The following is a 23,281-nucleotide window of genomic DNA, read 5'->3' on the forward strand; positions in this document are numbered from 1 at the left end:
AAAAATGTACAGGACGTACGTTCTTGGCGGTGGGCTGCGCGCCGGCTCACGCTGACAGCGAAAACGGCGCCCCGGACCGGGAGTTGGTCCGGGGCGCCGTGCGAGGCGGACGTGCTCGTGGGTCAGTTGATGTCGACCGGGGCGGGTCTGCCGCTGAACGTGATCGGCGGCCAGCCGCGGGAGACGGCCAGCGCGGACAGGGCGTCGGCGACCTCGCGCGGGGTGATGGCGTACGCCGAGGGGGCCGACTCGGTCCGCATCGTGAAGGTGAATTCGAGCGTCGCGTCCTCCGCGGCGAGGCTGGTGAAGCCGCTGAACTCGGTGTCGGACGGGAACTCGACCGCCGCCGTGCTCTCCGTACCGCCCGTGCTCTCCGTACCGCCCGTGCTCCGCGCGCTCGCGGCGGTCCCGGCGCCGTCGGCCTCCGCGGCCTGCGCCGTACCGGCCGTGCCGAGCGCCGCCCCGGCCGCCGCCGTCCCCGAGTACCCCAGCAGTGAACGCCTGGAAATCCTGGACATGTCCCCCTCCTCGGTCGTCCCGCGCACCTCCGTGCGGAGGGCGCCGCTTGATCGTACGAACGTGCGGGCCCGCATGGGGCAGAACGGGATCTTCCGCTCCCGGAGGGGTGTCGGGGCCGCGGTCTAAGCTGGATCACATGGCCTACGAGATTCCGGTGACGCAAGCCAGGGCTGAGCTCGCCGATCTGATCAACCGGGTGGTGTACGGGGGTGAGCGCGTCGTGGTCACACGGCACGGGAAGCCCCTCGTCGCCCTCGTCTCCGCCGCCGACCTGGAGCGGCTCGAAAAGCTCCAGGACCCGGCGGACGAACAGGTGGTCAGCGCCGTCTCCACCGTCCGCGAGCCCGCGTCGGCCGCCCCCCTCGAACGGCAGCGCTTCGGCATCGCGGCGGAACACCGCAGGCCCGGGGCGCCGTAGCGGCGCACGGGTCCGACGCCTCTCGTGATCACCCGGAGAACGCGGGCTCCCGCTCCGCGGTGGGTTCGTGGGCCGTCGGCCGGCGGCGCTCGAGGGTGCTGCCCAGCCGTACCGGCCTGAGCCGGCCGCTCCTGCACCAGCGCGCCATCGCGCCGACGGGTGCGGTGTGCGCCGCCCGCCGGGACGGGCGGCGCGGGCGCCTCACCGGGCGAGTGCCGGCTCCCGCTCCGCGGCGGCCCCCTGGGCCGCCGGCCGGCGGCGTTTCAGGGCGCTGCCCAGCCATACCGCGCCCAGGCCGAGTGCGGCCCACCAGGTCAGGGTGAGGGCGGGGCCGCTCGCCGCGGCGCCGTCGAAGAAGGACACCGACCGGAGCAGTGAGACGCCCGCGCCCGGCGGCAGCCACTGACCGATCACCCCGACGGGTCCTGGCAGCAGCTCCGGGGCGGAGGACGCGCCGGAGAACGGGTTGCCCAGCAGTACCACCAGCAGCGCGCCGAGCCCGATCCCCGCGGTCCCCAGCAGCGCCGCGAGCCCGGCGACCGTCGCGCTCACCGCCAGCGTCGACAGCGCGAGGACGCCCGCCTCGGCCCACCAGTCGCCCGGGAGCACGCCCAGCCAGCTGTGCGCGAGCGCGGCGGCCACCACGCCCACCAGAGCGGCCGCGGCGAGCAGACCGCCGATCGCCCGCCCGCCGCGCAGCCCGGCCAGGGTGACCAGCGCGCCGGCCGCCACCCCGGCCAGCGCCAGCGGCAGCACGCTCGCGCCGAAGGCGGCACCGCGCGGATCGCCGGCGGGCGTGGGCACGACGTCGGTGACCTTCGGCTCCGTACCCGCCGGGGCCTGGTCCGCCACGGCCTGCTGGAGCAGCTGGGCGACGAGCGGCCCGGCGGCCGAGGCGGTCAGCAGCTCGGGTGACCGGCCGCCGACGACCACCGCCCCGTATACGGTCCGGTCCTCGACGGCCTCCCGGGCGGCGGCCGCGTCCGCGTACCGGTGGATCTCGAAGGCGTCCCCGTGCGCCCGGAGTTGCTTCGACACCTGGGCGGCCGCCGTCTCGGGGCCCGCCACGCCCAGCGGCAGATCGCGGGGCGCGAGGCGGGCGGACGGCCAGGCGAAGGCCCAGAGCGCGAGCGCCACCACGGCCGGGACCAGCAGGACGACCGCCAGCAGCCGGCGGCGCTCGCCACGGCCCGGTGGTGCCGGGGGTGCCGGTACTCCGGCGGGCGGGGCGGAGGTGACGGACATCATTGCCCTCGTTTCGCTGATCGGCCCGGTCGGCGGCGCACCCGCCCCGGCTATAGAGAATGATCGTTCGTTTTACGTTCACTCCACTGTCTTGCCGCACCGGCCGCTTGTCAAGAAGGAATGTTCGTTTTACTTTGGCGGCATGGCCCGCGTATCCCAGGAACACCTAGACGCCCGCCGTCGGCAGATCCTCGACGGTGCCGCGCTCTGCTTCGCCCGCAACGGCTTCCACGCCACGTCGATGCAGGACGTGCTCAAGGAGGTCGACCTGTCGGCGGGGGCCGTCTACCGCTACTTCAGCGGCAAGGACGAGCTGATCGCCGCGATCGTCACCGAGGTCCTGGAGGAGGTCCGCGACGCCTTCGAGGCCGCCGCCCGGCTCTCCCCGCCCCCGCCGCCCGACGTCCTCCTGGGGCAGGCCCTCGACCATGTGCTCGGCCTGCGGCCCGGACTGGTCGTGGACGGGGAGTTCGTCTTCCCCCGCCTCGTCATCCAGGTGTGGACGGAGACCCTCCGCGACGAGCGGCTGGCGGCGATCCTCTCCGACGCCTACGTCAAGGTCCGTACGGCCTGGGTGAAGGTGGTCGAGGGGTACCAGGAGGCGGGCATGATGCGGGCCGACGTACCGGCGGAGAGCGTCGCGCGGACGATGGTCGCCTTCGCCCAGGGCCTCGTCGCGCAGATGGCGCTGTTCGGGATGCCGCCGACGGAGGTGTGGCGCGAGGGGCTGCGGGGCCTGACGAGTATGCGGGAGCCCAGCGCGGAGTCATGAGTGGATCAAGGTTCGGTTAACGTGCCCGAAACTCCGTCCAACTAGCCTGCCGTCCCACGCCACCAGGGGTTTCTGTATCCGGATTTGCGCCCGATCGGGCGCTTGGTCCGCGTGTTACACCTGTCCCGTCGCGGTGGCCGCGGCAACCGGGCCCCGCACGGTCCGGAGCGAGGACTGTGAGGTGGGACGCCGTGCAACTGACCCCGCACGAGCAGGAGAGACTGCTCATCCATGTGGCCGCCGACGTGGCGGAGAAGAGGCGCGCCCGCGGTCTGCGGCTGAACCACCCCGAGGCCGTCGCCCTCATCACCTCGCACCTCCTCGAAGGCGCCCGCGACGGCCGTACGGTGGCCGAACTCATGGCCTCCGGACGGGAACTGCTCACCCGGGACGACGTCATGGACGGCATCCCCGAGATGATCCACGACGTCCAGGTCGAGGCCACCTTCCCGGACGGCACCAAGCTCGTCACCGTCCACGACCCGATCGTCTGACGGGGGAGCGCACCCGATGAAGCCCTTGATCCCCGGAGAGATCCTGTTCGCGGACGGCCCCGTCGCCTTCAACGAAGGCCGCGACGTCACCCGGCTGACCGTCCTCAACACCGCCGACCGGCCCGTCCAGGTCGGCTCCCACTACCACTTCGCCGAGGTCAACCCCGGTCTCGACGTCGACCGCGCGGCGGCGCGCGGCAAGCGGCTCAACGTCGCCGCGGGCACCGCCGTACGCTTCGAGCCCGGCATCCCCGTCGAGGTCGAACTCGTCCCCCTCGCCGGCGCCCGCGTGGTGCCCGGACTGCGCCGGGAGACCGGAGGGGCGCTCGATGCCTGAGCTCTCCCGTGCCGCGTACGCCGATCTGTTCGGCCCCACCACCGGCGACCGGATCCGGCTCGCCGACACCGATCTGCTCGTCGAGATCGAGGAGGACCGTTCAGGCGGCCCCGGACTCGCCGGTGACGAGGCGGTGTTCGGCGGCGGCAAGGTCATCCGCGAGTCCATGGGCCAGTCCCGCGCCACCCGCGCGGACGGCACCCCGGACACCGTCATCACCGGCGCCGTCGTCATCGACCACTGGGGCATCGTCAAGGCCGACGTCGGCATCCGCGACGGCCGGATCACCGCCCTCGGCAAGGCGGGCAACCCCGACACCATGGACGGCGTCCACCCCGACCTGGTCATCGGCCCCGAGACCGAGATCATCGCGGGCAACGGACGGATCCTGACCGCCGGTGCCATCGACGCGCACGTCCACTTCATCTGCCCGCAGATCGCCGACGAGGCGCTGGCGGCCGGTGTCACCACGCTGGTCGGCGGCGGCACCGGACCCGCCGAGGGGTCCAAGGCCACCACCGTCACACCGGGACCCTGGCACCTGGCCCGGATGTTCGCGGCGATGGAGCAGTACCCGCTCAACATCGGGCTGCTCGGCAAGGGCAACACCGTCTCCCACGAGGCGATGGAGTCGCAGATCAGGGGCGGCGCGCTCGGGCTGAAGATCCACGAGGACTGGGGGTCGACGCCCGCCGCGATCGACGCCGCGCTGACCGTCGCCGACCGCACGGGCGTCCAGGTCGCCATCCACACGGACACGCTGAACGAGGCCGGTTTCGTCGGCGACACGCTCGCCGCGATCGCCGGACGCTCCATCCACGCGTACCACACCGAGGGCGCCGGCGGCGGACACGCGCCGGACATCATGTCCGTGGTCTCCGAGCCGCACGTGCTGCCCAGCTCCACCAACCCGACCCGGCCGTTCACCGTCAACACCGCCGAGGAACACCTCGACATGCTGATGGTCTGCCACCACCTCAACCCGGCCGTCCCGGAGGACCTCGCCTTCGCCGAGTCCCGCATCCGGCCCTCCACCATCGGGGCCGAGGACATCCTGCACGACCTGGGCGCCATCTCGATCATTTCCTCCGACGCCCAGGCGATGGGGAGGGTGGGCGAGGTGATCCTGCGTACCTGGCAGACCGCCCATGTCATGAAGCGGCGGCGGGGCGCCCTGCCGGGCGACGGCCGCGCCGACAACCACCGTGTACGTCGCTATGTCGCCAAATACACCATCAACCCGGCGCTCGCCCAGGGCCTCGCCCGCGAGGTCGGTTCCGTCGAGACCGGCAAGCTCGCCGACCTCGTGCTGTGGGAACCCGCCTTCTTCGGCGTCAAACCGCACCTCGTCATCAAGGGCGGACAGATCGCGTACGCGCAGATGGGCGACGCGAACGCCTCCATCCCCACCCCGCAGCCGATCCTGCCCCGGCCGATGTACGGGGCGATCGGCCGCGCCCCGGCCGCCAACTCCCTCAACTTCGTGTCCGAGCAGGCCATGGAAGACGGGGTGCCGGAGCGGCTCGGGACCGGGCTCGGGCTCGGCAAGGCGTTCACGGCCATCGGGTCGACCCGGGCCGTGACCAAGGCGGACATGCGCGAGAACGACGCCAGGCCGCGGGTGCGGATCGACCCCGACAGCTTCGCCGTGCACATCGACGGGGAGCTGGTCGAGGCCACGCCCGCCGCCGAACTGCCCATGGCCCAGCGCTACTTCCTCTTCTGATGCCGCGCGATCCGATGTCACACGAACCGATGCCGCGCGCCGCACTGCTCGTGCTGGCCGACGGGCGCTTCCCCGCCGGGGGGCACGCCCACTCCGGCGGGGCGGAGGCGGCCGTCCGGGCCGGGCGGATCACGGACGCGGCGAGCCTGGAGGACTTCTGCCGGGGGCGGCTGCACACGACCGGCCTGGTGTCGGCCGCGCTGGCCGCCGCGGCGGCGCTCGGGGCCGACCCCGCCGCCCTCGACGGCGCCGCGGACGCCCGTACGCCGTCGCCCGCGCTGCGCGGCGTCGCGCGCCGGCTCGGGCGGCAACTGCTGCGGGCCGGCCGGGCGACCTGGCCCTGCGCCGAACTCGACGCGCTGGCCGCGGCGTTCCCCAAGGGTGCGCACCAGCCTGTGGTGCTCGGGGTGGTGGCGCGGGGGGCGGGGCTCGGGGCCGTCGACGCCGCGTACTGCTCCGCGTACGAGAGTGTCAGCGGGCCCGCCACCGCCACGGTGCGGTTGCTGAGTCTGGATCCGTTCGAGGCGAGCGGGGTGCTGGTCCGGCTGGCGGGGGAGGTGGACCGGGTGGCGCTCGCGGCGGCCGAGGCGGGGCGGCGGGTGCCGGACGAAGGGGTCGATGTGCTGCCCGCGGCGTCCGCTCCGCTGCTGGAGGTGGGGGCGGAGGTGCATGCGGGGTGGGGGGCGCGGCTGTTCGCCTCCTAGGGTTTTCGCCCCCTCCGCCCTTTCCCTCTCCCTTGTTCCTGGGGGCTGCCGCTCCCAGACCCCCGCTTCGGCCTGGACGGCCTCGTCCTCGAGCGCCGGACGGGCTGGATGGTTGGAGTTGTCATGCATCTTGAGCACAGTCAATCTCACGACGGGGCTTCTGCCGTCAGCGCGGACTTCCGGCGGCCCGACGGCCGGCGCCGCGCGCTGCGCATCGGGCTCGGCGGGCCCGTCGGATCCGGCAAGACCGCGACCGTCGCCGCGCTCTGCCGGGTGCTGCGGGACGAGATCTCGCTCGCCGTGGTCACCAATGACATCTATACGCGGGAGGACGCCGAGTTCCTGCTGCGGGAGGCCGTGCTGCCGCCGGAGCGGATCAGCGCCGTGGAGACGGGGGCCTGTCCGCACACGGCGATCCGGGACGACATCTCCGCCAACCTCGAAGCGGTCGAGGACCTGGAGGACGAGGTGGGGCCGCTCGATCTCGTGCTCGTGGAGTCCGGCGGCGACAACCTGACGGCGACCTTCTCCAAGGGGCTGGTCGACGCGCAGGTCTTCGTCATCGACGTGGCAGGCGGCGACGACATCCCGCGCAAAGGCGGGCCCGGGGTGACCACCGCGGACCTGCTCGTGGTCAACAAGACCGACCTCGCCCCGTACGTCGGCTCCGACCTCGCGCGGATGGCCGCCGACGCCAGGGCGCAGCGGGGCGAACTCCCCGTGGTGCTCCAGTCGCTGCGGTCCCCGGACGGGGTCGCGGCCGTGGCCGGCTGGGTGCGGGAGCGGCTCGCCGCGTGGGCGGCGTGACGACCGGAGTGCGGGCCACCGCCCGGATCGCGGCACGGGACGACGGCAGGGGCGGTACGTCGCTGCCGGTGCTGCGGAGCGCGGGGCCGCTGGCGCTGCGCCGTACCCGGGCGGCCGGGCGGACGGCGCGGGTCATGATCGTCGGCGCGATGAGCGGTCCGCTGGGCGGTGACCACCTGACCGTCGAGGCGGAGGCCGGCGAGGGGGCCGTGCTGCACGTCGGGTCGGTCGCCGCCACCCTCGCGCTGCCGGGGCAGACCAAGGACGAGGCCCGTTACGACGTACGGCTCGGTGTCCGGGCGGGCGGGGAGCTGCGCTGGCTGCCGGAACAGCTCGTCTCCGTCGACGGCAGCGATCTGCGCCTGACCAGCCGGATCGACGTCGCCTCCGGCGGGCGGCTGGTCTTCCGGGAGGAACAGGTGCTCGGGCGGGCCGGGGAGCGGCCGGGGCGGCTGACCAGCCGTCTCACCGTACGGCTCGACGGGACGGCGCTGCTCGACCAGGAGCTGTCCTGCGGGCCCGGGGCGCCCGGCGGCTGGGACGGCCCGGCCGTGCTGGCCGGACATCGGGCCCTGGGCCAACTGGTAGTCGTACGGCCGGAGTTCCGGGACGAGCCGGTGGCCGCCCGGCTGCTGGGGGAGTCCGCCGCGCTCACGCCGCTCGCCGGTCCCGGTGTGCTCGTGACCGCTCTCGCGCCCGACGCGCTGCGGCTGCGGCACATCCTCGACGAGGCGCTCGGCCTGCTCGGCTGAGGAAGCGCTCCGGTGAACGGGGCACCGCGCACCGGTTATCGGATTAGTAAAGAACGCAGGCCGTGTCTTTCTCAGCGACCTCACAGCCGCAAGGATCCCCCTACCAATCGCAACGACGTACGGAGGGGTCTCACTTGAGTAGGAGACCGACCAGGCGGGTGACCGCACTCGGCTCGGCCGGAGCGCTCGTCACGGCGACCCTGATAGCCGGGGCCGTCGCGGCGCCCACCGCGACGGCGGACGCGCGGCACGGCCAGGACCGCGAGGCACGGGGCGCCACGATCGCCGCCGCCCGGGCGGCCAAGGCGGGCATCGACTGGCAGGACTGCCCCGAGGACTGGGGACTCGTGAAGCCGATCCAGTGCGGCTGGGTCAGCGTCCCGCTCGACTACGCCAAGCCGAACGGCAAGCAGATCAAGCTCGCCGTCGACCGCATCGGCAACACCGGCACCAAGGCGGAGCGCCAGGGCGCCCTTGTCTACAACCCGGGCGGCCCCGGCGGCTCGGGCATGCGCTTCCCGACCCGGGTCACCGGCAAGAACGCCGTCTGGGCGAACACCGCCAAGGCCTACGACTTCGTCGGCTTCGACCCGCGCGGCGTGGGCCACTCGGCGCCCATCTCCTGCATCGACCCGCAGGAGTTCGTCAAGGCGCCCAAGGCCGACCCGGTCCCCGACTCCGAGGCCGACAAGCGCGCCCAGCGCAAGCTCGCCGCCGAGTACGCGGACGGCTGCGCCGAGCGCAGCGGCGCCATGCTGCCGCAGATGACCACGCCGAACACCGCGCGCGACCTCGACGTCATCCGTGCCGCCCTCGGCGAGAAGAAGCTCAACTACCTGGGCGTCTCCTACGGCACCTACCTCGGCGCCGTCTACGGCACGCTGTTCCCGGGCCACGTGCGCCGCATGGTCGTCGACAGCGTCGTCAACCCCGACCGCGACAACATCTGGTACCAGGCCAACCTGAACCAGGACATCGCCTTCGAGGGCCGCTGGAAGGACTGGGAGGACTGGGTCGCCAAGAACGACGCGACCTTCCACCTCGGCGACACCCGCGCCAAGGTCCAGAACCAGTGGCTGAAGCTGCGCGCCACCGCGAAGAAGAGCCCCCTCGGCGGCGTCGTCGGCCCGGCCGAGCTGATCTCCTTCTTCCAGAGCGCCCCGTACTACGACTCCTCGTGGGTGCCGGTCGCCACGGTCTTCAGCCAGTACGTCGCCGGTGACACCCAGGCGCTCATCGACGCCGCCGCCCCCGACATGTCGGACACCGCGGGCAACGCCTCCTCGGAGAACGGCAACGCCGTCTACACGGCCGTCGAGTGCACCGACGCCAAGTGGCCCACCAGCTGGCAGAAGTGGGACCGGGACAACACCCGGCTGCACAAGGACTACCCGTTCATGACCTGGGCCAACGCGTGGATGAACCTGCCCTGCGCCACCTGGCCGGTCAAGCAGCAGACCCCGGTGAACGTCAAGACCGGCAAGGGTCTGCCCGCCGTCCTGATCGTGCAGTCCACCAACGACGCCGCCACGCCGTACGCGGGCGCCGTCGAGCTGCACAAGCGGTTCAAGGGCTCCCGTCTGATCACCGAGAAGGACGCGGGCTCGCACGGTGTGACCGGTCTGGTCAATCCGTGCATCAACGAGCGGGTGGACACCTACCTGCTCGCGGGCCGCACGGACCGCTCCGACGTGACGTGCGCGCCGCACGCCACGCCGAAGCCGTAACCGGTACGCGGAGCAGCACGGGCGGGGGCGGCCGGAGCATTCCGGCCGCCCCTCGTCATGCCCGGTCCAGCCAGGCGTCCTCCGCCGCGTAGTCGAACAGGTCGCCGTACGCGGCGTGCATCTTGGGGTACGCCTCGCGCCAGTCGCGTCCGGCGAGGCGGCGCTCGATCCACTCCACGGTCCCGGCCGGCCGGTCGGCGTACCGCGTCACCGGCCGGTAGCCCAGCTCCCGCTCGGCCGCCGACATGTCGCAGACCACCGGCCGCGGCACCGACCACGGCGATTCGCCCACGGCCGGGGCGGGCGGCGGGCCTTCGACGAGCACGGTCTCCGTCTCGACCCCCATCACGGCGTCGACGGCCTCCCCGATCTCCGCCGGCGACGGCGCGTCCGGGTCGCAGGCGTCGAGGACCCGGGTGCCGGGCGCGGCGGCCGCCGGCCGGACCAGCTCCGCGATGGTGTGGACGCTCGCCGGGTGGAAGGGGTGCGCGCCGCCGAAGGCGAGCACCCGCCTGCGCCGTCCGTCCAGGTTGCGCTTGACGAAGTACAGCTCGCGCGGCGCCCGGCAGTACGGGCCGTGCACCGCGCCCGCGCGCAGCAGTGTGGCGGGCAGCCGGTCGCCCGCCGCGAGGAGTTCGCGCTCGACGGCCACCTTCCGCGTGCTGTACGAGGCGTCACCCGGCGCCACCGTCCGCTGCCCCTCGGGTATCGGCACCGGGTAGGCGGGGAAGCCGTCCGGATCGCCCTGGGTGTCGAAGGACCGGCCCTCGGCGTCCTCGTACACCGACACGCTGGAGATCACCACCGCGGAGCCGATCCGGCCCGCCAGGCCGGTCAGCCGGCGGGCGTGGGCCGGGGTGAAGGCCACCATGTCCACCAGGACGTCGCAGCCGTCGCCCACCACGGCGGCCGGCGCCCCGTCGTCCTCGCGGTCGCAGCGCACCGCGCGCACCGACTCCGGCCGGCCGGCGTCCCGCCCGCCGCCGCGCGACACGGCCGAGACCTCCCACCCGTCCCCGGCCGGCGCGTCCACCGTCGCGCGCCCGATCTGTCCCGTCGCGCCGATCACCACAGCATGTCGTCCCATGCGGCGACCGTAAGGGCGGGGGCGGGCGCCGGCGCAGGGAATTGGCTGCGGGCAGAGCGGCCGGTCCCGGGGCGGGTGCGCCCGGCGTCAGCTCAGCGGTATCCGCGGGAAGTTCCGTGCCCGCTCCGGCCTGCCGGACGCCTGCTCCTCCTCGGACTTGACGACGGCCGCGTACCGGTCGACGTACTCCTGCTCGGAGAGGGTCAGGATGGCGTACATGATCTCGTCGGTGATGGCGCGCAGCACCGCCTTCTGGTTCTCCATCCCGGCGTAGCGGGAGAAGTCGAGGGGCGCGCCGAAGCGGATGGTGACGGGGTGGATCCGCGGGATCTTGCGGCCGGGCGGCTGGGCCTCGAAGGTGCCGATCATGGCGCACGGCACGACCGGTGCCTGGGCCCGCAGGGCCATCACCGCGACGCCGACCTTGCCCTTGTAGAGGCGGCCGTCGTGCGAGCGGGTGCCCTCCGGGTAGATGCCCAGCAGTTCGTCCTTGCCCAGCACGCCCAGGCCCTCGCGGATCGCGGCCTGGCCCGCCTCCTTGCCGGAGCGGTCCACCGGGATCTGGCCGATGCTGCGGAAGAAGGCGGCGGTGAGCCGGCCCTTGATGCCGGGGCCCGTGAAGTACTCGGCCTTCGCGAGGAAGGTGACGCGCCGCTTCAAGATCGCCGGCATCAGGAAGTGGTCCGAGAACGACAGGTGGTTGCCCGCGATGATGGCGGCGCCCGACGACGGCACGTGGTCCAGGCCCTCGATCCGAGGCCGGAACAACAGCCTCAACAGCGGCCCCAGAAGCACGTACTTGAGCACGTAATAGAACACTTCGCCGCTCCTTCGCTTCCCCCGGGGAGCGATCAGTGTAGGCGCGGCCGTCGGCGGGCGTAACCGCCCCGGAGTGATCCTCCGCTGTCTCGTGGCCGGTATCAGGCCCCTCGTGTCAGTACCTTCTCCAGCGACCCGAGAGCGGACCGCAGTTCCCCGGCCGTGATCGTCAGCGGTGGTGCGATCCGGATGGTGGCGCCATGGGTGTCCTTGACCAGGACGCCCTCGGCCAGCAGGCGTTCGCCGATGTCGCGGCCCGATCCGAGCGCCGGGTCGATGTCCACGCCCGCCCACAGCCCGCGGGCGCGGAAGCCGGCCACGCCCCGGCCCACCAGGGCCGACAGACCGTCCCTGAGGACGACGCCGAGCTCGGTGGCCCGGCGCTGGAACTCGCCGGTGCGCAGCAGCTCCACCACGGCCGAACCGACCGCCGCGGACAGCGGGTTGCCGCCGAACGTGGACCCGTGCTCGCCCGGCCGCAGCACCCCGAGGACCTCGCGGCCGCCGACCACCGCGGAGACCGGCACGATGCCGCCGCCGAGCGCCTTGCCGAGCAGCACCAGGTCCGGGACGACGCCCTCGTGGTCGACGGCCAGCGTGCTGCCCGTCCGGCCCAGACCCGACTGGATCTCGTCCGCGACGAACAGGCACCCGGCCCGCCGGGTCAGCTCCCGGACGCCGGTCAGATAGCCGTCGTCGGGGATGACGACGCCCGCCTCGCCCTGGATCGGTTCGAGCAGTACGGCGGCCGTGGTCTCGTCCACGGCGGCCTCCAGGGCCGCGAGATCGTTGTACGGCACGATCCGGAAGCCCGGCGTGAACGGGCCGAAGCCCGCCCGCGCGCTCTCGTCCGTGGAGAAGCTGACCACGGTGGTGGTCCGGCCGTGGAAGTTCCCGTCGGCCACGACGATCGTCGCCCGTCCGTCCGGGACGCCCTTCACCTCGTACGCCCATTTGCGGGCCACCTTGACGGCGCTCTCGACCGCCTCGGCGCCGGTGTTCATCGGCAGCACCATGTCCTGCCCGGTCAGCTCGGCCAGCGCGGTGGCGAAATCGGCGAGCCGGTCGTTGTGGAAGGCGCGCGAGGTGAGGGTGAGCCGGTCGAGCTGGCGGTGCGCGGCCTCGACCAGGGCCGGGTGCCGGTGGCCGAAGTTGAGGGCCGAGTAACCGGCCAGCAGGTCGAGGTAGCGGCGTCCCTCGACGTCCTCGACCCAGGCGCCCTCGGCGCGGGCGACGACGACGGGCAGCGGATGGTAGTTGTGCGCGACGACCGGGTCCTCGGCGCGGATGAGGTCGGCCGATGTGCGGGCGGGTGCGGGAGCGGTCATGAGCGGATCTCCTGAGTGCAGCACTTGATGCCGCCGCCGGCCTTGTGGAACTCCGACAGGTCGACGGGGACGGGGACGTAGCCGTGGTCGGCGAGCCGGCCGGCGAGCGTCTCGGCCCGCGGCGAGATGAAGACATGACGGCCGTCGGACACGGAGTTGAGGCCGAACGTCAGCGCGTCCTCGCGGGTGGCGAGCACCGCGTCCGGGAAGAGCCGCGCCAGCACCTCGCGGCTGCCGGGCGAGAACGCCTCCGGGTGGTAGGCGATGTTGGCCGTGTCCTCGCCGGGGCCGTCCGCGTGCCCGTCGTCGAGGACGAACAGCGCGGTGTCCAGGTGGTAGAAGCGGGGATCCACCAGTTCCAGACCGATCACCGGTACGCCGAAGAACTCCTGCACCTCGCGATGGGCCTCGCGCGTCGTACGGAAGCCGGTGCCGGCCAGCAGCCAGCGGCCCGCCGGCACCAGGTCGCCCTCGCCCTCGCACACCGCCCCGGGCCGGTGCACGTCGAACCCGGCCGCCTTGAACCAGGTGTCGTACGCCGTGGACTCCGGGCGGCGCTGCGGGGCGTGGAAGAGGGAGCCGAAGACCCGGCCCGCCAGGACCAGCGCGCAGTTGGCCGCGAACACCATGTCGGGCAGGTTCACCACCGGCTCCACCCGGTCCACCGTGTGACCGTGCGCGCGGTAGGCGGCGATCAGCGCCTGCCACTGGCGCAGGGCCAGACCGAAGTCCACGGGTGTGCCGGGACGCATCCAGGGGTTGATCGCGTACCGCACGGCGAAGTGCCGCGGTTCGCAGACGAGGAAGCGCCGGGGGCGCGGAACGCGGCTTCCGGGCACGGCGGGGTACCTCCGCTTCCTGCGGTGGGCCGGGTCTCGGCTCGGGTGCCTCCACGGTAGAAAGCGCAAGTATCGGTCGACAAGCAGCGAAAGCTGCCTGTGTGCGCAGGACTGCTGCGTCTTCGAGGCCGTACGCGCATGAATGCTGCGCAGGACGGACCCGGGTCGTGCGGCTCGGGCGCGGACGCCGCCATTCGGGCGCGGGCGGTGCCGCACGGGCGCGAGCCGCCGTGTCACCTGGGCGCGGGCCCCGTCACTCGGGTGCGGCCTGTGTCGCCCCCGCCTCCGGGGCCTCCGGCAGCAGGTGCGACAGCACCAGGTAGCTGATGGTCTTCCGGATGAACGGCTCGGTCCTGATCCGCTCCAGCACCTCCTCGAAGTGCTCCACGTCCGTCGCCCGCACATGCAGCAGCGCGTCGGCGCCGCCGGTCACGGTCATCGCCGCGACGATCTCCGGATAGTCGCGCACCACCTCGGCGAGCCGGCGGGGCGGCGCCGCGCCCTCGCAGTAGACCTCGACGTACGCCTCCGTGCGCCAGCCGAGCGCCGAGGGCTGCACCGTCGCCGTGAACCCGGTGATCACCCCGGCCTCCCGCAGCCGGTCGACCCGCCGCTTGACCGCGGTCGCCGACAGGCCGATCGCGGCGCCGATCTCCGCGAAGGTGGTCCTGGCGTTCGCCACCAGGGCAGTGATGATCTTGCGGTCGAGCTCGTCGAACATCGCGGGCCTGCTGCTCATGGCGGCACTGTATCCAGCGGGAGCACCTCCGTATCCAGCGGCGACGGTCACCTCCCGCACATGTCCGGACGATGTCCAGGCGTACGAAAAGCTCTTACACTCCACCTTCATGCTGCGCGCGCTCGCCGTCGACGACGAACCACCCTCCCTCGAGGAGCTGCTCTATCTGCTCAACGCCGATCCACGCGTCGGCAGCGCCGAGGGCGCCCGTGACGCCACCGAGGCGCTGCGCCGGATCAACCGCGCCCTGGAGTCGGGCCCCGACGGCCCCGAGGCCATCGACGTGGTCTTCCTCGACATCCACATGCCGGGGCTCGACGGCCTCGAAATGGCCCGGCTGCTCACCGGGTTCGCCAGCCCCCCGCTCGTCGTCTTCGTCACCGCGCACGAGGGCTTCGCCGTCCAGGCCTTCGACCTCAAGGCCGTCGACTACGTCCTCAAGCCCGTGCGCAGGGAGCGCCTGGCCGAGGCCGTCCGGCGGGCCGCCCAACTGCGGGACGCCGCCCCGCTGATCCCGGTGCACGAACCCGACCCGGACCACATATCCGTCGAACTCGGCGGCGTCACCCGCTTCGTGGCCGTCGAGGACATCACCCACGTCGAGGCCCAGGGCGACTACGCGCGCCTGCACACCGCCCAGGGCAGCCACCTCGTCCGCATCCCGCTGTCCACCCTGGAGGAACGCTGGCGCGGCCGCGGTTTCGTCCGCATCCACCGGCGCCACCTCGTCGCCCTGCGCCACGTCGACGAACTCCGCCTGGACGCAGGCACCGTCAGCGTTCTGGTCGGCCCGGTGGAGCTCCAGGTGAGCCGGCGCCACACCCGTGAGCTGCGCGACCTGCTGCTGCGCCGGACCACGGGCTGAGGAGGCGGCGTGCCCCAGGACCCGGCCGAACGCCGCGTCGTCGTCACCGGAGTGCCCCGGCGCACGGCCCCGCACACCCGGCTGCGCTCGCGCGGCTGGTACCCCCACACGTCCGGCTACTACCGGCCCCGGACCGAGATCGACGAACAGACCACGCTCGGCCACACCTACGTCCGCTCCCTGATGCGCAGCCAGTTGCGGGCCGCGCTCACCGTGGCGGCCGTCCTCGCGCTGCTCGTCGGCCCGCTGCCCCTGGTCTTCGCCGTCCTGCCCGAGGACGCGGGCCTTGAATGGGGCGTCCTCGGCTTCTGCGTGTACCCGCCGCTGGTGCTGCTGGGCCGCTGGTACGTACGGCGCGCGGAACGCAACGAGAAGGACTTCGTGCGCCTGGTGGAGGACCGCTGACCATGCGCGGGACGGGACACACACGCGAAGCCGTACGGGGCGGCGCCGGGTGAACGAGAGCTACGCCGTCACCGCGGTCGCCCTCGTCGTCCTCGCGACCGTCCTCGTCGGCGCCTTCGGCCTGCGGATCTCCCGCACGACCTCCGACTTCTACGTGGCCTCGCGCACCGTCGGACCCCGGCTCAACGCGGCCGCGATCAGCGGCGAGTACCTCTCCGCCGCCTCCTTCCTCGGCATCGCGGGCCTCGTCCTGGTCCAGGGCCCCGACATGCTCTGGTACCCCGTCGGCTACACCGCGGGCTATCTCGTCCTGCTGCTCTTCGTCGCCGCGCCGCTGCGCCGCTCCGGCGCCTACACGCTGCCGGACTTCGCCGAGGCACGGCTCGCCTCGCAGACGGTACGGCGGCTGGCCGGGGCCCTGGTGGTCGGCGTCGGCTGGCTCTATCTGCTGCCGCAGCTCCAGGGCGCGGGACTGACGCTGGCCGTGCTCACCGACGCACCCGACTGGTTCGGCGGCGTGCTGGTCGCCGTCGTCGTGGTCGCGACGGTCGCCGCGGGCGGCATGCGCAGCATCACCTTCGTGCAGGCGTTCCAGTACTGGCTGAAACTCACCGCGCTGCTCGTCCCGGCGCTGTTCCTGGTCCTGGCCTGGCAGGACCACGGCGCGCCGCGGCACGCCTTCGACGAACCGGCCACCTTCCGTCAGCAGCGCGCCGTGCGCGTCGACGACGCCCTCGACCTGAAGCTCGCCGGACCGCTGCGGGTCACGGCGACGGGCACGGTCGACGGCCGCCGCTACACGGACCAGCGCGTGGACCTGCCGGCCGGCGTGCACCGCATCGGCCGCGGCACCCGGCTGGTCTTCGACAAGGGCTCCCCGGTCCCCGTCGTCGAACACCGCGGCGGCGGCGTGACGTCGAGCTCACCGGCGTCACTGGCCGCCGGACGCGAGGACCGCCCCCTCTACGCCACCTACGGACTGATCCTGGCGACCTTCCTCGGCACCATGGGCCTGCCGCACGTGGTCGTCCGCTTCTACACCAGCCCGCACGGCGTCGCCGCCCGGCGCACCACCGTCACCGTGCTCGCCCTGATCGGCGCCTTCTACCTGCTGCCCCCGGTCTACGGAGCGCTGGGCCGGCTCTACGCGCCCGAACTCGTCCTCACCGGCGACGTGGACGCCGCCGTACTGCTGCTGCCCGGCCGCATGATCGGCGGGGTCGGCGCGGACCTGCTCGGCGCGCTGGTGGCGGGCGGGGCGTTCGCCGCGTTCCTGTCCACGGCCTCCGGACTGACCATGGCGGTGGCGGGCGTCCTCACCCAGGACGTACTGCCCTCGCGCGGCGTACGGCACTTCCGCCTCGGCACGGTGCTCGCCATGGCCGTACCGCTCGCGGCGAGCGTGCTGGTGGGCGGCCTGCCCGTGGCCGACGCCGTGGGCCTCGCCTTCGCGGTCTCCGCGTCGTCGTTCTGCCCGCTGCTCGTGCTCGGCATCTGGTGGCGGCGGCTGACCCCGCCCGGCGCGGCGGCCGGGATGCTGGTCGGGGGCGGCGCGGCCTTCGCCGCGGTCACCGCGACCATGGCCGGCTACCCGGGCACCGGCACGCTGCGCGCCCTGCTCGCCTGGCCCGCCCTGTGGTCCGTCCCGCTCGGCTTCCTCACCATGACGCTGGTGTCCCTGGCCACCCCCGGCCGGGTGCCCGCGGGCACCGCCGCCGTCCTGGCCCGCTTCCACCTGCCGGAGGAACTGACCGGCGGACCGGTCCGGGCGCCCGCCCCGTCCGCGACCACGAAAGAGGCCGGCGCATGAGCGGTTTCCTCGCCGGGCTGTGCGTGGCCGTGCTGCCGCTGCTGGCCGCGGGGTTCTGGCTGGGCCGGCGCACCGCACGGCCCGAGAGCCTCGGCGGCCTCGGCACGCCCGTCGAGCACGCCACCTTCCAGACCCTGCACACCGCCTCGCTCGCCGCGCCCCCGCTGCGCGCCGGACTCACCGAGGAGACCGCCCGCAAGTCCGCCCGCAGACTGCGCACCCTGCTGGGCACCGACGCCCTCTGCCTCACCGACCGGGACACGCTCCTGGCCTGGGACGGCGCGGGCGAACACCACCGCGCCGAGATCATGGAGCGCCTCGCGGGGCCGCTGGAGACCGGCCGCGGCGAGGCGTTCCGGCTCGCGTGCGAGACCCCCGACTGCCCGCTGCGCTGGGCCGTCGTCGCCCCGCTGACCGTGGACGACCGGGTGCACGGGGCGCTCGTCGCCTGCGCGCCCCGCGAGTCCGCCGTCCTGGTCCGCGCGGTCGGCGAGGTCGCCCGCTGGGTGTCGGTGCAACTGGAGCTCGCCGACCTCGACCAGTCCCGCACGCGCCTCATCGAGGCCGAGATCAGGGCGCTGCGCGCGCAGATATCCCCGCACTTCATCTTCAACTCGCTCGCGGTGATCGCCTCGTTCGTCCGCACCGACCCCGAGCGCGCCCGTGAACTGCTCCTGGAATTCGCCGACTTCACCCGCTACTCGTTCCGCAGGCACGGCGACTTCACCACGCTCGCCGACGAACTGCACGCCATCGACCACTACCTGGCGCTGGTACGGGCCCGTTTCGGCGACCGCCTCTCGGTCACCCTCCAGATCGCCCCCGAGGTGCTGCCGGTCGCCCTGCCCTTCCTGTGCCTCCAGCCGCTGGTGGAGAACGCCGTGAAACACGGCCTGGAGGGCAGGGCGGCGTCCGCCGGGAAGAGCCGCATCAGCATCACCGCGCAGGACGCCGGGGCCGAGGCGCTGGTCGTCATCGAGGACGACGGCGCGGGCATGGACCCCGAGCTGCTGCGCCGCATCCTCGCCGGCGAGGTCAGCCCGTCGGGCGGCATCGGCCTGGTGAACGTCGACGACCGGCTGCGCCAGGTCTACGGGGACGACCACGGACTGGTCATCGAGACCGCGGTCGGCGCGGGCATGAAGATCACGGCCCGGCTGCCGAAGTACCAGCCGGGCGTCCACTCGGCGGGCCGGCTGCCCCGTGAGTGAGCCCCGGGGCCGCTGCCGTGAGCACACCGGACCCGGGGCGGAAGGCGGGCATCAGGCGCTGCGCGAAGCCACCATGCCCAGCGTGATCAGACCGAGCACGACCCAGCCGAACCACAGCCAGCCGTTGCTTCCGAGCGCCACCGTGTAGGCGGTCACCACGACGAGCCCACCCACGGTGAGCACCCCCATGGTCTTCGTGGAACCGGGCATCGCAACACCCTCCTCATGGTCCGTCTGACTCCATGGTGCCCCGGTTCCGCCGGAAAGGGCGCGCGGAATCAGTTGCCGCGCGCGTTGAGCGAGGCCAGATAGGCGTTGTACGCCTCCAGCTCCTTGTCGCCGTCGCGGTCGGCCGCGCGGTCCGTGCGCCGGGCCTGGCGCTGTTCGGAGTTGTACCACTGGAAGAGCAGCGCGAGGAGCACGAGCACGGAGGGGATCTCGCTGAACGCCCAGGCGATCCCGCCGGCCGCGCTCTGGTCGGAGAGCGCGTCGATACCGAGCGAGGCGGGCGGGTTCCTGTACGTCTCCACCATCGGCTCGGACCCCATCATCAACGCGATGCCGAAGAACGCGTGGAACGGCATGCCCGCGAACAGCTCCAGCATCCGCATCAGATAGCCGGGCCGGTGCGGCCCCGGGTCCACGCCCATGATCGGCCAGAAGAAGACGAGGCCGACGGCGAGGAAGTGCACCATCATCGCGATGTGGCCGGTCCTGGACCCCATCAGGAAGTCGAAGAGCGGCGAGAAGTAGAGGGCGTACAGGCTCGCGATGAACAGCGGGATCGTGAACGCGGGGTGCGTGACGATCCGCATGTAGCGGCTGTGCAGCAGCATCAGGAGCAGCTCCCGCGGCCCCTTGCTGCCCCGCGTCGCGGCCACCGGCAGCGCCCGCAGCGCCAGCGTGATCGGCGCCCCGAGCAGGATCAGGATCGGCGACAGCATGCTGATCACCATGTGCTGGACCATGTGCACGCTGAACATGACCATGCCGTAGTCGTTCAGCTTGGTGCACATCATGAGCAGCACGGTGAGCACGCCGATGACGAAGGAGACGATGCGGCCGGCCGACCATGTGTCACCGCGGCGCACCAGACGCACCACACCCCACCCGTACAGGCCGAGCCCGATCAGGCAGGCGACGAGGAAGAAGGGGTCCGCGGACCATTCGAGCCCTCGTCCCAGCGTGAACGGCGGCAGATCCGAGGTCATGCCGTGCCCGCTGTGATCCATCCGCCGGCTCCTGATTCGTGGGGGTGCCGCCCCGGGCACCGAGGCACTCGGGGAGGTTATGCGCTGTCTGTCCGCTCCAGAGTAGAACCGCCCCCGGCCGCGACTGCGACCGGGGGCGGACTCCGTACGAGTGGACCGAGGGGCGCGGCGACGGCTACAGCACGCACTCCGACTCGGTGTAGCGCTCCTCCGGGACGGTCTTCAGCGTCTCCACCGCCTCCGCGAGCGGCACCATCACGATGTCGGTGCCGCGCAGCGCCGTCATGTGGCCGAACTCACCGCGGTGCACCGCCTCCACCGCGTGCCAGCCGAACCGCGTGGCGAGCACCCTGTCGTACGCCGTCGGTGTGCCGCCGCGCTGGACGTGCCCGAGGATCACCGGACGGGCCTCCTTGCCGAGCCGCTCCTCCAGCTCCAGGGAGAGCTGCCGGGCGATGCCCGCGAACCGCTCGTGGCCGTAGACGTCCGTGCCGCCCTCGTCGAAGCTCATCGTGCCCGGCCGGGGCTTGGCGCCCTCGGCCGCCACGACGATCGCGAACCGCTTGCCCGCCGCGAACCGCTCGCCGACCTTGGCGGCCAGCTCCTCGATGTCGAAGGGGCGCTCGGGTACGACGATGGCGTGGGCGCCGGCCGCCATACCGGAGTGCAGCGCGATCCAGCCGGTGTGCCGGCCCATGACCTCCACGATCAGCACCCGCTGGTGCGACTCCGCGGTGGTCTTCAGCCGGTCAAGGGCCTCGGTGGCGACCCCGACGGCCGTGTCGAAGCCGAAGGTGACGTCGGTGACGGCGATGTCGTTGTCGATGGTCTTCGGCACCCCGACGATCGGCAGGCCGCTGTCGGAGAGCAGCCGGGCCGCCTTGAGCGTGCCCTCGCCGCCGATCGGGATGATCGCGTCCAGGCCGAGCTCCTCGACATGGCCCCGGGCCCGCTCCACCCCGTCACGCAGGTGCGCCGGCTGTACCCGGGAGGAGCCGAGCATGGTGCCGCCGCGGGCCAGGATGCCGCTCACCGCGTCGAGGTCGAGCTTGAGGTAGTCGCACTCCAGAAGGCCCTTCCAGCCGTCCCGGAAGCCGATGACCTCGTCACCGTGGTCGACGACGGCACGGTGCACGACGGACCGGATGACGGCGTTCAGACCGGGACAGTCGCCGCCGGAGGTCAGGACACCAATGCGCATAGCCCGAAATACCTTCTCCACGTGGGCCGGGAACCGGACCACGCTGTCCGGCGGGACCCCGTCACCCTACCGGCGTGAACCCCCGCGCCCGTACGGGGCGTCCGCCTGCTGGACGCCCCCGCACAGGTGAGCACGGCCATGGTCAGAAGGGCTGCCCCGAGCCCCCGTAGGGGGCTAGGGGCGCGGGGAACTGCGTGACCGGCCCCGACGGCGCCGCAGCCGCCCGACGGCAGACGCAGGCACCCCCAGCGGCGCCCTCACGCCGGTTGCTGCGCGGCAGCGATACGCTCGCTCCGCAGCGCCTCGTACCAGCGGTCATCCGTAGGCGGCAACGCGTTCACATCCAGCGCCAGCTTCAGCAGCAGGTCCGCGATCTGCGGGTTGCGGGCCAGCACGGGTCCGTGCATGTACGTACCGAAGACGGTGTCGTTGTACGCGCCCTCGGTGCCGTCCCCGGTGCCGTTGCCCTTGCCGAGCTTGACGTGCGCGAGGGGGCGGGCGGTCGGGCCGAGGTGGGTGACGCCCTGGTGGTTCTCGAAGCCGGTCAGCGGCGGCAGCCCGAGGCGGCCGTCGATGTCGGCGAGGACGTCGCCGACGCACCGCTCGCCCTCGCCGCGGGTGGAGACCACGTCGAGCAGGCCGAGACCCGCCTCGCGCTGGCCGAGGTCGTTGATGAACTCGTGGCCGAGGATCTGGTAGCCGGCGCAGACGGAGAAGACGATCGCGCCGTTGCCGACCGCCCGGTGCAGGCCGCCGTCGCGGCGCAGCCGCTCGGCCGCGAGCCGCTGCGGCCGGTCCTCGCCGCCGCCGATCAGATAGATGTCGCCGGAGGTCGGGATCGGCTGGTCGCTGCGCACGTCGAGCCGCGCCACGTCCAGGCCGCGCTGGCGGGCCCGGCGCTCGACGACGAGGGCGTTGCCCTGGTCGCCGTAGGTGGACAGCAGGTCCGGGTAGATCCACACCAGACGCAGTTGGTTGTCACTCATGCTCATCGTCCTTGTCGATCTTTTCGATCAGTTCCCGACCCGGCGGCGCAGGTCCTGGAAGGCGGTGTAGTTCGCGATGACCTCGATCCGGCCGGGCGGGGCGAGCTGCACCGCCTGGTCGAGGCTGTCGCAGACCTGGAAGGACTGGTTGGCGACCTCCAGACGCACGGCGAGGTCCAGCTTGCGGTCGCCGAGGACGAAGATCGGGTGGCCGGTGAGCCGGGTGTAGTCGACGTCCCAGAGCCAGGAGGTGTCGGTGCCGTCGGCGCCGCGCGCGTTCACCGAGAGGATCACCGGGGTCGGCGGCGGGTCGATGAGCGAGAACGTCTCCAGCCAGCCCGCCGGGTTCTTGGCGAGCAGCAGCCGCAGGTCGCGCTGCATGAACTGGACCACGTCGTAGCGTCCGGCCACCGCCTGCACCTGGTACATGCGCTCCAGGGCGACCTGCGGCGGGACGCCGAAGACGGCGGCCACCGCGGCGGAGGAGGCGGCGTTCGCCTTGTTGGCGCGGCCGGGGAGCTGGAGGTGGATCGGCCAGCTGGAGCCGTGCGGGTCCAGGACGTAGTCGCCGGACAGCGCCCAACTCGGCGTCGGACGGCGGAAACCGCACTCGCCGCAGAACCAGTCGTCGCCGGGCCGCTGCATGACACCGCCGCAGGACGGGCACGACCAGGCGTCGTCCTTCCACATCTGGCCGGCCGCGACCCACACCACGTTCGGCGAGGAGGAGGCGGCCCAGACCACCAGCGGGTCGTCCGCGTTGGCGATGACGACGGCCTTGGAACCGGCGAGGCCCTCGCGCCAGTGCTCGGCGAGCATCCGGGTCTCGGCGGCCCGGTCGAGCTGGTCGCGGGAGAGGTTGAGCAGCGCGATCGCCTTCGGGTCGGTGTCGCGGGCGACCCCGGCCAGGTACTTCTCGTCGACCTCGATGACCGCGTACTTGGCGTCGGAGCCGCCGGCCAGTGCCGAGGTGATGCCGGCGGGCATGTTCGCGCCGAGCGCGTTGGAGACGACCGGGCCCGCGGCGCGCAGCGCCTCCGCGATGAGCCGGGTGGTCGTGGTCTTGCCGTTGGTCGCCGACACCAGGATCACGTCCAGGTGGGTGGCCAGCCGCGCCAGCAGGTCGGGGTCGAGCCGGAGCGCCACCTTGCCGCCGATCACCGATCCGCTGCCCCGTCCCGCTGCCCGGGACGCCGCCGCGACCGCCCTGCCCGCGGTCACGGCGAGCTTGGCCCGCGGCGTCAGCGGGTCCGAGTTGCCTGACATCGTGTCCGATCCT

The 23,281-nt window shown here is 72.9% G+C and carries 25 protein-coding genes; 13 read left to right on the forward strand and 12 right to left on the reverse strand.

Going from position 1 to position 23,281, the window contains the following annotated elements:
• Window positions 1–122: 122 nt before the first annotated feature.
• Window positions 123–518 (reverse strand): twin-arginine translocation signal domain-containing protein, encoded by a 396-nt coding sequence (locus tag ACFV6E_RS00645; RefSeq protein ID WP_385458579.1) that lies wholly within the window; start codon window positions 516–518, stop codon window positions 123–125.
• Window positions 519–655: 137 nt separating this feature from the next.
• Between ACFV6E_RS00645 and ACFV6E_RS00650 the strand changes: the two genes are divergently transcribed.
• The gene (locus ACFV6E_RS00650; protein WP_385158669.1) at window positions 656–937 is read left to right on the forward strand and encodes a type II toxin-antitoxin system Phd/YefM family antitoxin; all 282 of its coding nucleotides are present in this window, start codon (window positions 656–658) and stop codon (window positions 935–937) included.
• A gap of 201 nt (window positions 938–1,138) precedes the next feature.
• On the opposite strand, the gene ACFV6E_RS00655 is transcribed toward ACFV6E_RS00650, so the two are convergent.
• On the reverse strand, window positions 1,139–2,182 hold the full coding sequence (locus ACFV6E_RS00655) for an ABC transporter permease (protein WP_385158672.1): 1,044 nt from the start codon (window positions 2,180–2,182) through the stop codon (window positions 1,139–1,141).
• A gap of 142 nt (window positions 2,183–2,324) precedes the next feature.
• Here ACFV6E_RS00655 and ACFV6E_RS00660 point away from each other — a divergent pair, with 142 nt between their 5' ends.
• The 8 genes from ACFV6E_RS00660 (at window position 2,325) to ACFV6E_RS00695 (ending at window position 9,501) form a co-directional block, all read left to right on the forward strand.
• Window positions 2,325–2,954, forward strand: coding sequence for a TetR/AcrR family transcriptional regulator (locus ACFV6E_RS00660; RefSeq protein WP_385158674.1), 630 nt, complete (start codon window positions 2,325–2,327; stop codon window positions 2,952–2,954).
• A gap of 191 nt (window positions 2,955–3,145) precedes the next feature.
• A complete protein-coding gene (locus ACFV6E_RS00665) occupies window positions 3,146–3,448 on the forward strand; it encodes an urease subunit gamma (RefSeq protein ID WP_385158677.1) in 303 nt (100 codons plus the stop codon).
• A gap of 25 nt (window positions 3,449–3,473) precedes the next feature.
• Window positions 3,474–3,785, forward strand: coding sequence for an urease subunit beta (locus tag ACFV6E_RS00670; protein WP_385458741.1), 312 nt, complete (start codon window positions 3,474–3,476; stop codon window positions 3,783–3,785).
• A complete protein-coding gene (locus ACFV6E_RS00675) occupies window positions 3,778–5,511 on the forward strand; it encodes an urease subunit alpha (RefSeq protein WP_385458581.1) in 1,734 nt (577 codons plus the stop codon). Before ACFV6E_RS00670 ends, ACFV6E_RS00675 begins: the two co-directional genes overlap by 8 nt.
• Window positions 5,512–5,540: 29 nt before the next feature.
• Complete coding sequence (locus ACFV6E_RS00680) at window positions 5,541–6,215, forward strand: urease accessory protein UreF (protein ID WP_385458743.1); 675 nt, start codon at window positions 5,541–5,543, stop codon at window positions 6,213–6,215.
• Window positions 6,216–6,338: 123 nt separating this feature from the next.
• Window positions 6,339–7,022 (forward strand): urease accessory protein UreG, encoded by a 684-nt coding sequence (gene ureG, locus ACFV6E_RS00685; RefSeq protein ID WP_385158683.1) that lies wholly within the window; start codon window positions 6,339–6,341, stop codon window positions 7,020–7,022.
• Entirely contained in the window at window positions 7,010–7,774 is a 765-nt protein-coding gene (locus ACFV6E_RS00690) for an urease accessory protein UreD (RefSeq protein WP_385158686.1), read from the forward strand. Before ureG ends, ACFV6E_RS00690 begins: the two co-directional genes overlap by 13 nt.
• A 134-nt stretch (window positions 7,775–7,908) precedes the next feature.
• On the forward strand, window positions 7,909–9,501 hold the full coding sequence (locus ACFV6E_RS00695) for an alpha/beta hydrolase (RefSeq protein WP_385458583.1): 1,593 nt from the start codon (window positions 7,909–7,911) through the stop codon (window positions 9,499–9,501).
• Window positions 9,502–9,556: 55 nt separating this feature from the next.
• Here ACFV6E_RS00695 and ACFV6E_RS00700 read toward each other — a convergent pair whose 3' ends face one another.
• The 5 genes from ACFV6E_RS00700 to ACFV6E_RS00720 all read right to left on the reverse strand — a co-directional run bounded on the left by ACFV6E_RS00700 (window position 9,557) and on the right by ACFV6E_RS00720 (window position 14,313).
• Window positions 9,557–10,573 (reverse strand): NAD-dependent epimerase/dehydratase family protein, encoded by a 1,017-nt coding sequence (locus tag ACFV6E_RS00700; RefSeq protein WP_385159143.1) that lies wholly within the window; start codon window positions 10,571–10,573, stop codon window positions 9,557–9,559.
• A 102-nt stretch (window positions 10,574–10,675) separates the two neighbouring features.
• Window positions 10,676–11,407, reverse strand: a complete 732-nt coding sequence (locus ACFV6E_RS00705) for a lysophospholipid acyltransferase family protein (RefSeq protein WP_385458585.1) — start codon at window positions 11,405–11,407, stop codon at window positions 10,676–10,678.
• 101 nt (window positions 11,408–11,508) lie between these two features.
• On the reverse strand, window positions 11,509–12,735 hold the full coding sequence (gene rocD, locus ACFV6E_RS00710; protein WP_385158694.1) for an ornithine--oxo-acid transaminase: 1,227 nt from the start codon (window positions 12,733–12,735) through the stop codon (window positions 11,509–11,511).
• A complete protein-coding gene (gene ddaH, locus ACFV6E_RS00715) occupies window positions 12,732–13,574 on the reverse strand; it encodes a dimethylargininase (RefSeq protein WP_385158697.1) in 843 nt (280 codons plus the stop codon). Before ddaH ends, rocD begins: the two co-directional genes overlap by 4 nt.
• 253 nt (window positions 13,575–13,827) lie before the next feature.
• The gene (locus ACFV6E_RS00720) at window positions 13,828–14,313 is read right to left on the reverse strand and encodes an Lrp/AsnC family transcriptional regulator (protein WP_385158700.1); all 486 of its coding nucleotides are present in this window, start codon (window positions 14,311–14,313) and stop codon (window positions 13,828–13,830) included.
• 109 nt (window positions 14,314–14,422) lie between these two features.
• Here ACFV6E_RS00720 and ACFV6E_RS00725 point away from each other — a divergent pair, with 109 nt between their 5' ends.
• The 4 genes from ACFV6E_RS00725 to ACFV6E_RS00740 are packed head-to-tail and all read left to right on the forward strand — an operon-like array spanning window position 14,423 to window position 18,604.
• A complete protein-coding gene (locus ACFV6E_RS00725; protein ID WP_385158702.1) occupies window positions 14,423–15,178 on the forward strand; it encodes a LytR/AlgR family response regulator transcription factor in 756 nt (251 codons plus the stop codon).
• Between the two features lie 9 nt (window positions 15,179–15,187).
• Complete coding sequence (locus tag ACFV6E_RS00730; protein WP_385158705.1) at window positions 15,188–15,583, forward strand: hypothetical protein; 396 nt, start codon at window positions 15,188–15,190, stop codon at window positions 15,581–15,583.
• 49 nt (window positions 15,584–15,632) lie between these two features.
• The gene (locus ACFV6E_RS00735) at window positions 15,633–17,393 is read left to right on the forward strand and encodes a cation acetate symporter (RefSeq protein WP_385158708.1); all 1,761 of its coding nucleotides are present in this window, start codon (window positions 15,633–15,635) and stop codon (window positions 17,391–17,393) included.
• On the forward strand, window positions 17,390–18,604 hold the full coding sequence (locus tag ACFV6E_RS00740) for a sensor histidine kinase (RefSeq protein ID WP_385158711.1): 1,215 nt from the start codon (window positions 17,390–17,392) through the stop codon (window positions 18,602–18,604). The genes ACFV6E_RS00735 and ACFV6E_RS00740 overlap by 4 nt, the downstream gene beginning before the upstream one ends.
• Window positions 18,605–18,655: 51 nt before the next feature.
• Here ACFV6E_RS00740 and ACFV6E_RS00745 read toward each other — a convergent pair whose 3' ends face one another.
• The 5 genes from ACFV6E_RS00745 to ACFV6E_RS00765 form a co-directional block, all read right to left on the reverse strand.
• Window positions 18,656–18,814, reverse strand: coding sequence for a hypothetical protein (locus tag ACFV6E_RS00745; RefSeq protein ID WP_037616653.1), 159 nt, complete (start codon window positions 18,812–18,814; stop codon window positions 18,656–18,658).
• A 68-nt stretch (window positions 18,815–18,882) separates the two neighbouring features.
• Window positions 18,883–19,836 carry a cytochrome c oxidase assembly protein gene (locus ACFV6E_RS00750; RefSeq protein ID WP_385158714.1) on the reverse strand — a complete coding sequence of 318 codons (954 nt, stop codon included), beginning with the start codon at window positions 19,834–19,836 and terminating at the stop codon, window positions 18,883–18,885.
• A 154-nt stretch (window positions 19,837–19,990) separates the two neighbouring features.
• On the reverse strand, window positions 19,991–21,016 hold the full coding sequence (locus tag ACFV6E_RS00755; protein WP_385158717.1) for a 6-phosphofructokinase: 1,026 nt from the start codon (window positions 21,014–21,016) through the stop codon (window positions 19,991–19,993).
• Window positions 21,017–21,273: 257 nt separating this feature from the next.
• The gene (locus tag ACFV6E_RS00760; RefSeq protein ID WP_385158720.1) at window positions 21,274–22,002 is read right to left on the reverse strand and encodes a type 1 glutamine amidotransferase; all 729 of its coding nucleotides are present in this window, start codon (window positions 22,000–22,002) and stop codon (window positions 21,274–21,276) included.
• Between the two features lie 27 nt (window positions 22,003–22,029).
• Window positions 22,030–23,268 carry a MurT ligase domain-containing protein gene (locus ACFV6E_RS00765; RefSeq protein ID WP_385158724.1) on the reverse strand — a complete coding sequence of 413 codons (1,239 nt, stop codon included), beginning with the start codon at window positions 23,266–23,268 and terminating at the stop codon, window positions 22,030–22,032.
• Window positions 23,269–23,281: the final 13 nt, after the last annotated feature.

This window comes from Streptomyces sp. NPDC059785, from assembly GCF_042732375.1.
In the GTDB taxonomy this organism is placed as follows: domain Bacteria; phylum Actinomycetota; class Actinomycetes; order Streptomycetales; family Streptomycetaceae; genus Streptomyces.

Coding starts and splice junctions, on each gene's coding strand:
- ACFV6E_RS00645 (WP_385458579.1), bottom strand. CDS start 518: ATGTCCAGGATTTCCAGGCGTTCACTGCTGGGGTACTCGGGGACGGCG.
- ACFV6E_RS00650 (WP_385158669.1), top strand. CDS start 656: ATGGCCTACGAGATTCCGGTGACGCAAGCCAGGGCTGAGCTCGCCGAT.
- ACFV6E_RS00655 (WP_385158672.1), bottom strand. CDS start 2,182: ATGTCCGTCACCTCCGCCCCGCCCGCCGGAGTACCGGCACCCCCGGCA.
- ACFV6E_RS00660 (WP_385158674.1), top strand. CDS start 2,325: ATGGCCCGCGTATCCCAGGAACACCTAGACGCCCGCCGTCGGCAGATC.
- ACFV6E_RS00675 (WP_385458581.1), top strand. CDS start 3,778: ATGCCTGAGCTCTCCCGTGCCGCGTACGCCGATCTGTTCGGCCCCACC.
- ACFV6E_RS00680 (WP_385458743.1), top strand. CDS start 5,541: ATGCCGCGCGCCGCACTGCTCGTGCTGGCCGACGGGCGCTTCCCCGCC.
- ureG (WP_385158683.1), top strand. CDS start 6,339: ATGCATCTTGAGCACAGTCAATCTCACGACGGGGCTTCTGCCGTCAGC.
- rocD (WP_385158694.1), bottom strand. CDS start 12,735: ATGACCGCTCCCGCACCCGCCCGCACATCGGCCGACCTCATCCGCGCC.
- ACFV6E_RS00720 (WP_385158700.1), bottom strand. CDS start 14,313: ATGAGCAGCAGGCCCGCGATGTTCGACGAGCTCGACCGCAAGATCATC.
- ACFV6E_RS00725 (WP_385158702.1), top strand. CDS start 14,423: ATGCTGCGCGCGCTCGCCGTCGACGACGAACCACCCTCCCTCGAGGAG.
- ACFV6E_RS00740 (WP_385158711.1), top strand. CDS start 17,390: ATGAGCGGTTTCCTCGCCGGGCTGTGCGTGGCCGTGCTGCCGCTGCTG.
- ACFV6E_RS00745 (WP_037616653.1), bottom strand. CDS start 18,814: ATGCCCGGTTCCACGAAGACCATGGGGGTGCTCACCGTGGGTGGGCTC.
- ACFV6E_RS00750 (WP_385158714.1), bottom strand. CDS start 19,836: ATGGATCACAGCGGGCACGGCATGACCTCGGATCTGCCGCCGTTCACG.
- ACFV6E_RS00755 (WP_385158717.1), bottom strand. CDS start 21,016: ATGCGCATTGGTGTCCTGACCTCCGGCGGCGACTGTCCCGGTCTGAAC.
- ACFV6E_RS00760 (WP_385158720.1), bottom strand. CDS start 22,002: ATGAGTGACAACCAACTGCGTCTGGTGTGGATCTACCCGGACCTGCTG.
- ACFV6E_RS00765 (WP_385158724.1), bottom strand. CDS start 23,268: ATGTCAGGCAACTCGGACCCGCTGACGCCGCGGGCCAAGCTCGCCGTG.